The organism is Mycobacterium sp. (assembly GCF_046330795.1).
In the GTDB taxonomy this organism is placed as follows: Bacteria; Actinomycetota; Actinomycetes; order Mycobacteriales; family Mycobacteriaceae; genus Mycobacterium.
Genome location: NZ_JAXLSA010000011.1, coordinates 45,904 through 53,340 on the forward strand (window position 1 = coordinate 45,904; position 7,437 = coordinate 53,340).

General features: G+C 69.0%; 7 protein-coding genes and 1 tRNA gene. 2 read left to right on the plus strand and 6 right to left on the minus strand.

Annotated elements, in window-relative coordinates; all coding sequences use genetic code 11:
- Positions 1-28 precede the first annotated feature (28 nt).
- The 3 genes from U0R18_RS21400 to U0R18_RS21410 form a co-directional block, all read right to left on the minus strand.
- Positions 29-187 carry a hypothetical protein gene (locus tag U0R18_RS21400; protein ID WP_526372259.1) on the minus strand — a complete coding sequence of 53 codons (159 nt, stop codon included), beginning with the start codon at positions 185-187 and terminating at the stop codon, positions 29-31.
- Between the two features lie 71 nt (positions 188-258).
- The gene (locus U0R18_RS21405) at positions 259-1,059 is read right to left on the minus strand and encodes an alpha/beta hydrolase (protein ID WP_526372261.1); all 801 of its coding nucleotides are present in this window, start codon (positions 1,057-1,059) and stop codon (positions 259-261) included.
- Positions 1,060-1,138: 79 nt separating this feature from the next.
- Positions 1,139-1,214, minus strand: a tRNA-Asn gene (locus tag U0R18_RS21410).
- A gap of 162 nt (positions 1,215-1,376) precedes the next feature.
- Between U0R18_RS21410 and U0R18_RS21415 the strand changes: the two genes are divergently transcribed.
- On the plus strand, positions 1,377-1,658 hold the full coding sequence (locus tag U0R18_RS21415) for a hypothetical protein (protein WP_526372263.1): 282 nt from the start codon (positions 1,377-1,379) through the stop codon (positions 1,656-1,658).
- 3 nt (positions 1,659-1,661) lie between these two features.
- Here U0R18_RS21415 and U0R18_RS21420 read toward each other — a convergent pair whose 3' ends face one another.
- The 3 genes from U0R18_RS21420 to U0R18_RS21430 form a co-directional block, all read right to left on the minus strand.
- The gene (locus U0R18_RS21420) at positions 1,662-1,946 is read right to left on the minus strand and encodes a DUF7155 family protein (RefSeq protein WP_526372265.1); all 285 of its coding nucleotides are present in this window, start codon (positions 1,944-1,946) and stop codon (positions 1,662-1,664) included.
- 28 nt (positions 1,947-1,974) lie between these two features.
- On the minus strand, positions 1,975-3,882 hold the full coding sequence (gene dnaG, locus U0R18_RS21425; protein WP_526372267.1) for a DNA primase: 1,908 nt from the start codon (positions 3,880-3,882) through the stop codon (positions 1,975-1,977).
- Positions 3,883-4,011: 129 nt separating this feature from the next.
- Entirely contained in the window at positions 4,012-5,277 is a 1,266-nt protein-coding gene (locus U0R18_RS21430) for a deoxyguanosinetriphosphate triphosphohydrolase (RefSeq protein WP_526372269.1), read from the minus strand.
- A 72-nt stretch (positions 5,278-5,349) separates the two neighbouring features.
- On the opposite strand from U0R18_RS21430, the gene U0R18_RS21435 reads away from it, so the two are divergent.
- Positions 5,350-7,377 carry a TPM domain-containing protein gene (locus tag U0R18_RS21435; RefSeq protein ID WP_526372271.1) on the plus strand — a complete coding sequence of 676 codons (2,028 nt, stop codon included), beginning with the start codon at positions 5,350-5,352 and terminating at the stop codon, positions 7,375-7,377.
- Positions 7,378-7,437 lie beyond the last annotated feature (60 nt).

Below are 7,437 nucleotides of genomic sequence, written 5' to 3' on the forward strand. Positions count from 1 at the left end.
GGGTGGGCCGGGGAACTCATCGCCGACGTCAGTAGCCGGGGCGCTGGTAGGGGGCGTTCGTGGTGGTGGTCGTGGGTGTTGCCGGCGCACTCGGATCACCGGAGTTCGGCTCGGCGTTGGCCAACCCCGCGACGCCGATCAGGACCATGCCGGCGACCGCACTGGTCGCCAAGAATCTGCGTGCCATGATTCGCACCTTCGGTCATGTGCGCCGTGGCGCATCCTGCCCTCCGGATACGGGAACGAATGATGGCGGGTTCACATCGAGGGCCCGCCCGACACCGAGAACAGGCGGTTTCTCAGCATCCAGTCGTCGATGTGGCCCATCGTCACCGGTAGGGCCGCGCCCGAGAACACCATGTGGTCGGACCCGGCAATCTCGACCGAAGTACCGTGCCGATACCGGGTCGCGGCCTGACGTACAGCTCCGGCCGGCACGATGTGATCGCACTCGCCCCATATCGCCAGTACCGGGGTTGTGATCGCCGAGTAGTCGACGACGGTGGACTTGGAAAGCCTGAGTACCGCGAGCAGCAACTCCCATTGCACCCGACCGGATTCGCACACCAGGCCATCGTGAATCTCACGCGCGGTCTCCTCGGTCTGCGTGTTGGCGATCCACTCGCGACAACGGTCGTATTCAGGCGGCGGTACCGGTTTGGCCCAGGGACGGAGCCGGAAGAAGAACGGCAGGGCCATGCGTCTGTTGGCAGGCGTCGAAGCGTTGATGCCTGCCGCTGGAGCGGGACATGCAGCGACCAGGCCCATATGGTGCGTCCGTGCGGCGACCAGCTGCGCGAGGAGGCCGCCCATCGAGTGGCCGACCAAGAGCGGTGGGGAATCCAGGGAATTGACCAAACCGACAAGATCGTCGGTGTAGTCCCGAAGGCTCAGTGACGCGATCTTCATCGCGCCGTCGTCGATCGGCAGTTGGTGATGGCGAAGTGTTGGTGTGTGCGCGGTGAACCCGCGCTGTTCGAAGGCGGCGCGAACGCCCGCCAACTGTTCGCCACGACTCCAATTGCCATGAATCAGGACGACATGCTTGGTGGCCGACACGGCCCAAGGCTCTCATCGAAGCGGTCCGAGAGTGTCCGCAACGTCGGAAACTTCTCCCGCCGTCGGCACCTCAGTGACCTGGCTCCCCCGATTGGACTCGAACCAATAACCGCCCGATTAACAGTCGGGAGCTCTGCCAATTGAGCTACAGGGGAATGCACTCGGCCGCGAAACGTGCCCGCGGACCGAGCGTTGACTCTAGCGCATCGGGCCGGTTACCCGGGAATCGCCTGCTCACCGCGCCTGGGCTTCGGCACCCAGCTCGGTGAGGCAGGATGGAGCCCGACGATCCGGTTCGACCGCCCAGGAGGCCATCAGTGTTACGCGCCCTCACCGTGCTCGGGGTCGGCTACGTGCTGGGCACCAAGGCCGGCCGCGAACGCTATGAGCAGATCGCCGCGACCGCCCGGGCCATCACGCAGAGTCCCGCGACCAAGTCCGTGATCGACGCCGGGCGCCGCAAGATCGCCGAGAAGGTGTCGCCCGATCCCCGGATCGTTGAATTGACCGAGATCCAGATCGACGACGAGACCGTGGTGGTAGAGCCGATCCTGGAAACGCCGCAGGTCCCCGCGCGGAGCCGGGGACGCCGCAGGTAGCCGTCAGCCCCCGTAGCCGGGGTGGCTCGGCGGCAGGACCGACTGCCCGGGCTGGGCCGGGTTGATGTAGACGCCGTTGGTGCCCACCGACCAGGCCGGGGCACTGGTATTGGCCCAGCCGATGCATTTGCCGGTGTCCCGGGCCCCGAACCAGGCCAGGCACTGACCCTGGCCGGCCTGCGGCGTGACGGCGGTCTCGGTCAGCGCCGAAACCAGCGGAGCCGCCCCGGCGGCCAGCAGGAACGCGCCGACAGCGACGGCGCGACGGGTCCGCTTCATGGATGCCATGGCTGCAAGGGTAACCGCTGAACGGTGGTCATGTCCCGACATCATCGCCGCTGGCCTGCTGCAGCAGGCTCTTGCGGTAGGTCTCGAGGGCGATCAGGTCGCCGAAGACGGCGTGGTATTCGTCGGCCTGTTCCACCGGCGACATCCGCTGCAGCTTCGATTTGACCTCGGCAATCTGCCGCCCGATCCATACCTCTTGTAGGCGGGCCAGCACACCGCCGATGTAACGCGGCAGCTTCTCCTCGTCGTCCATTCGGATGGACTCGACACTGAGCTCGTTGATCAGCCCCGCATCGGCCTGCCCCTGCTGGCGCACCGCGTCGATCCACTGCGCGCCACCCGGGCTGCTCGCGGTTCCCCCGGCGGCCGCGATGGCCCCGCACACCGCCGCATAGCCCGGATGGGTGAAGCCCTCGACGGCCAGCGAGTCGAACACCGGCCCCGCCAGCGCCGGGTACTGCAACGCGGCCTTGAGCGCCTCTCGCTGCGGCCAGAGGGTGGGATCACGCGGGTCCGGCCGACGAGTCTCCCCCGCCGGGCCCGTCGCCGCGGCGGCCGTCGTCGCGGCCCGGGGCCGGCCCCGGCCGTTGTCGGCCCGGCCGCCCTTGGCGGTCTCGCGAACCCGTGCGATCACCTGTCCGACGTCGTCCCAGCCGACCCACCCCGCAAGCTGGCGGGCGTACTCGTCGCGCAGCGTCGGGTCCTTGATCTTGGCGACCATCGGCACGCAGCGCCGCAATGCCGAGACCCGGCCCTCGGCGGTATCCAGGTCGATCTCGGAAAGCGCTGTGCGGATGGCGAATTCGAACAACGGCGTGCGTCGGGCCACCAGATCGCGCAGCGCCGTATCGCCCTGCCTGAGCCGAAGATCGCACGGGTCCATACCGTCGGCGGCGACGGCTACGAACGACTGACCGGCCAGATTCTGTTCGCCGTCAAAGGCTTTCAGCGCTGCTGCCCGCCCGGCGGCGTCGCCGTCGAACACGTAGATGAGCTCGCCGCGAAAGAAGTTGTCGTCCATCATGAGTCGGCGCAGCATCGACAGGTGCTCGTCGCCGAATGCGGTGCCGCACGAGGCCACCGCGGTGGTCACGCCCGCCAGGTGCATCGCCATGACGTCGGTGTAGCCCTCGACGACGACGGCCTGATGCCCCTTGGCGATGTCCCGCTTGGCCAGATCGATGCCGAACAACACGTTCGACTTCTTGTAAAGCGTGGTCTCGGGCGTGTTGACGTACTTGGCGGTCATCGGGTCGTCGTCGTAGAGGCGGCGCGCGCCGAAGCCGATCACTTCTCCGGCCGAGCCGCGGATGGGCCACAGCAACCGGCGCATGAACCGGTCGATCGGCCCCCGCTTGCCCTGCTTGGACAGCCCCGCCGCTTCGAGTTCCTTGTATTCGAATCCCTTGCGCAACAGGTGTTTTGTCAGATTGTCCCAGCCCGAGGGGGCATACCCGCAGCCGAACAGCCGCGCTGCGGCTGCGTCGAAGTTGCGCTCGGTCAGGTACTGCCGGGCCGGGGCGGCCTCCGGCGACTCCAGCGCGGCGGCGTAGAACTCCTGGGCGGCGGCATTGGCGGCGACGAGCCGGCTGCGGCTGCCGCGGTCGCGCTGGACATTGGTGGCCGCCGCCCCGCTGTAGGTGACGGTGTGGCCGATCCGGTCGGCGAGCAGTTCGACAGCCTCGACGAAGCTGATGTGCTCGATCTTCTGGACGAACGCGTAGACATCGCCACCCTCGCCGCAGCCGAAGCAGTGGAAGTGGCCGTGGTTGGGCCGGACGTGGAACGACGGCGATTTCTCGTCGTGGAACGGGCACAGCCCCTTCAGCGAATCCGCGCCGGCCCGCCGCAGCTGGACGTAGTCGCCGACGACGTCCTCGATGCGGGTGCGCTCACGGATGGCCGCGATGTCGCGATCGGAGATGCGGCCAGCCATGCGGGTCAGTGTACGGACGGGCCGCGACGGTTCTCTTCCGATGGCCGTCTGATCGACTCAGCGCTCACGGCGAGGCCCACTCGCACAACGTCGCGCTGGACGCTGACTCGATGCCGACGTGCCCGGGAGTCAGTCCAGCGTGGCGTAGAAGCGCTCGAGACGGGTCTCGGTGAACGACGCGATCTGATCGATCACCACCCGCAGCCGCGCCCCGTCGTCGGCGGCGGCCGTGAACTCGGGCGCGAACCGCGGGTCCAGCGTGGCCGGCGCACCGGCGAGCATCGCCTCGGCGACGGCGTGGATCCGGGCGCGCTGCTCGGCCTGGATGTTCAGATGGGTGGGATCGGACATGATGAACTGCAGCGCAAGCGTCTTGAGGACCGCCACCTCGGCGCGCACGATCGGCGGCACCGCCAGGTCCGCCCCGTAGCGGCGGTGTGGCCCGGGCCCGGCCTCGGTGCGCGTCTCCCGGACGGCGGCATTCGCGAACCGGCCGACCAGTTCGCTGGTGAGCCGCTTGAGCGCCGCCGACGCGGTCAGCGTCCCGTCGTACTTGCCCACGGCGGCGACGATCGGCAGCTGCGAGAGCCGCTCGGCGGCGGCCAGCAGGTCGTCGAAGTCGGCGCCGTGCGAGGAACCACCCAGCTTGGCGACGGCCGCCGCGGTGTCGCCGTCGGCCAGGACCCGCAGGTCGATGCGCCCGGAGATGACGCCGTCCTCGACGTCGTGGACGGAATAGGCGACGTCGTCGGCCCAGTCCATCACCTGGGCCTCCAGGCACGGCCACGCCGACCGTGCACCCGCGCGGACCCACTGCGCGGCAGGCAGGTCGTCGTCGTAGAAGCCGAACTTGCTGGGGCCGCTGCGCCCGGGATCCCTGGGCCACGGGTACTTGGTGACGGCGTCCAGGGATGCGCGGGTCAGGTTGAGGCCGTCCGAACGACCTTCGGCGTCAATCACTTTCGGTTCCAGCCGGGTCAGAATCCGAAAGTTCTGGGCATTTCCCTCGAACCCGCCATGGGCGAACGCAATCTCGTCGAGGGCCCGTTCCCCGTTGTGCCCGTACGGCGGATGGCCGATGTCGTGCGCCAGACCGGCCAGGTCCACCAGGTCGGGATCGCAGCCCAACCCGATGGCCATTCCCCGCCCGATCTGGGCGACCTCGAGGGAGTGCGTCAGCCGGGTCCGCGGGGTGTCGCTCTCCCGGGGACCCACCACCTGCGTCTTGTCGGCCAGCCGGCGCAGCGCCGCACAGTGCAGCACCCGCGCGCGGTCCCGGGCGAAGTCGCTGCGGAATTCGGTGTCCGAGCCGGGGATTCCGGCGCTCTTGGGCCCCTCGGCGACGAGCCGTTCCCGGTCGAACGGCCCGTACCCACCCTGCTCGTTGCTCATCACCGGGCCCCAGTCTGCCAGGGTGCGCCGACCATTCAACGGTCCGTGTCGGTCGCAGCCACTAGATTGCATTTCATGCACGTCGTCCGGCTTCTGCCACTGCTGCTCGTCGTCCTGCTCACCGGTCTGCTCTCGGCGCCGGCCGCCGTCGCCGAGCCGCCGTTCCGGGTGCAACAGCAGGTCACCGACAACGCCGGGGTGCTGTCCGGCTCGCAGCAGCGTGACGTCCAGGCCGCCGTCGACAGACTGTTCAACGACCGGCGGATCAAACTGTGGGTGGTCTACGTCAAGTCGTTCGACGACCTCGGCTGGCTGGACTGGTCCAAGCAGACCGAACGGCTCAGCGATCTGGGCACCGACGATGCGCTGCTGGCCATCGCCACGCAGGACCGCTCGTTCGCGTTCAACGTCGACCCCTCGATGACGGGCGGCTCCTCGTCGCTGATCGACAGCGTCCGGCGCGACAAGATCACGCCCGCCCTGCGCAACGACGACTGGGCCGGCGCGGCCATCAACGCGGCCAACGGACTCAACGCCCAGCCCCCGTCCGGTGGCGGCACGCAGATCTCCGGCAGGGCGGTGCTGATCGCTGCCGCGGCGCTGGTCCTGCTCGCGGTGCTGCTGTGGTGGTGGATGCGCTCGCGGCACCGCCGCCGGCACCGGGCCGATGTCGAAGCGGCCAAACGGCTGGACCCCACCGACGAACGGGCATTGGCGTCGGTGCCGCTGGAAGCGCTCGATGAGCTGTCCAAGCAGATGGTCGTCGACGTCGACAATGCGGTGCGCACCTCCGAGAGCGAACTGCAGCTGGCGGTCGAGGAGTTCGGCGCCGAGCGCACCAAGCCCTTCGCCGACGCCGTGGCGAATGCCAAAGCCGCGCTGGCCCAGGCATTCTCGGTCCGGCAGACCCTCGACGACGCTTCGCCGGAGCCGCCGCTCGAGCAGCGCCGCCTGCTGACCAGCGTGGTGGTGGCCGCCGGGAAGGCGGATCAACAGCTCGAGTCGCAGAACAAGGCATTCCATGAGTTACGGGACCTGGTCATCAATGCACCCGACCGGCTCGACGGACTGACCCAGCAGATGGTGGCGCTGTCGGCGCGGCTGGATCCCACCGCGCAGACGCTGGCCGGTTTGCACCAACAGTTCTCGGACACCGCGCTGTCCTCGGTGTCGGGGAACGTGGATACCGCCAGGCAGCGGCTGACGTTCGCCGACGAGAGCATCACCGCCGGACGCGGCCTGATCAGCAAGCCGGCCACCGACCAGACGCAGCTCGTCGACGCCGTACGCGCCACCGAGGGCGCACTCGGCCAGGCCCAGACGCTGCTCGACGCCGTCGACAGCGCGGCCACCGACATCAACCGCGCGGTCGCCGACCTGCCGGATCGCATCGCCGACATCCAGACCGGCATCGATCAGGCCGCCCAGCAGTTGGCCCAGCCGGGCACCCCGCACGCCGACGAACTGACCAAGGCACGCACTGTCGCCGCCAAGGCCGCCGACGACGCCCGCACCAACGGCACCGGCGATCCGCTGGGCACCTTCGTGCGGCTGACGGCGGCCGACGCGGAACTGGACCGGGTGCTGGCCGCCGTCACCCACCAGCGCCAGGAGGACGAGACTCAGGCTCGCATGCTGGCCCAGGCACTGTCGACGGCGCAGACCCGGGTGCAGTCGGTGTCGGACTACATCGACACCCGGCGGGGCAGCATCGGCCCGGAGGCGCGCACCCGGCTGGCCGAGGCCAAGCGGCAACTGGAAGCCGCCCAGGCCAAGCAGACCACCGACCCGACCGAGGCGATGGCCCATGCCAACGGCGCGGCTTCACTTGCGGCACAAGCACAGTCGCTGGCCAACAGCGACGTGCAATCCGCCCAGCGCAGCTATGCGCCGCAGTACGCCCGCAATTCCGATTTCGGTTCGGTGCTCGGTGGGGTGATCATCGGCAACGTGCTGCGCGGCGGGTTCGGCGGCGGCTGGGGCGGCGGATACGGTGGAGGCTATGGCGGCAGCTGGGGCGGGGGCCGCAGCCCGGGCCGGCCAACGTCCTACGGCGGGTCGTCGAACTCGTCGAGCCGCAGCTACGGCGGCGGCCGCTTCTAGCTTTTCCCCTTTCTCTTCTCTCTTTCTCGCGAGCGTCCGTGTTTGTACAGCGACACGCCG

Coding starts and splice junctions, on each gene's coding strand:
- dnaG (WP_526372267.1), bottom strand. CDS start 3,882: ATGGCTGGCCGCATCTCCGATCGCGACATCGCGGCCATCCGTGAGCGC.
- U0R18_RS21435 (WP_526372271.1), top strand. CDS start 5,350: ATGCACGTCGTCCGGCTTCTGCCACTGCTGCTCGTCGTCCTGCTCACC.
- U0R18_RS21400 (WP_526372259.1), bottom strand. CDS start 187: ATGGCACGCAGATTCTTGGCGACCAGTGCGGTCGCCGGCATGGTCCTG.
- U0R18_RS21420 (WP_526372265.1), bottom strand. CDS start 1,946: ATGGCATCCATGAAGCGGACCCGTCGCGCCGTCGCTGTCGGCGCGTTC.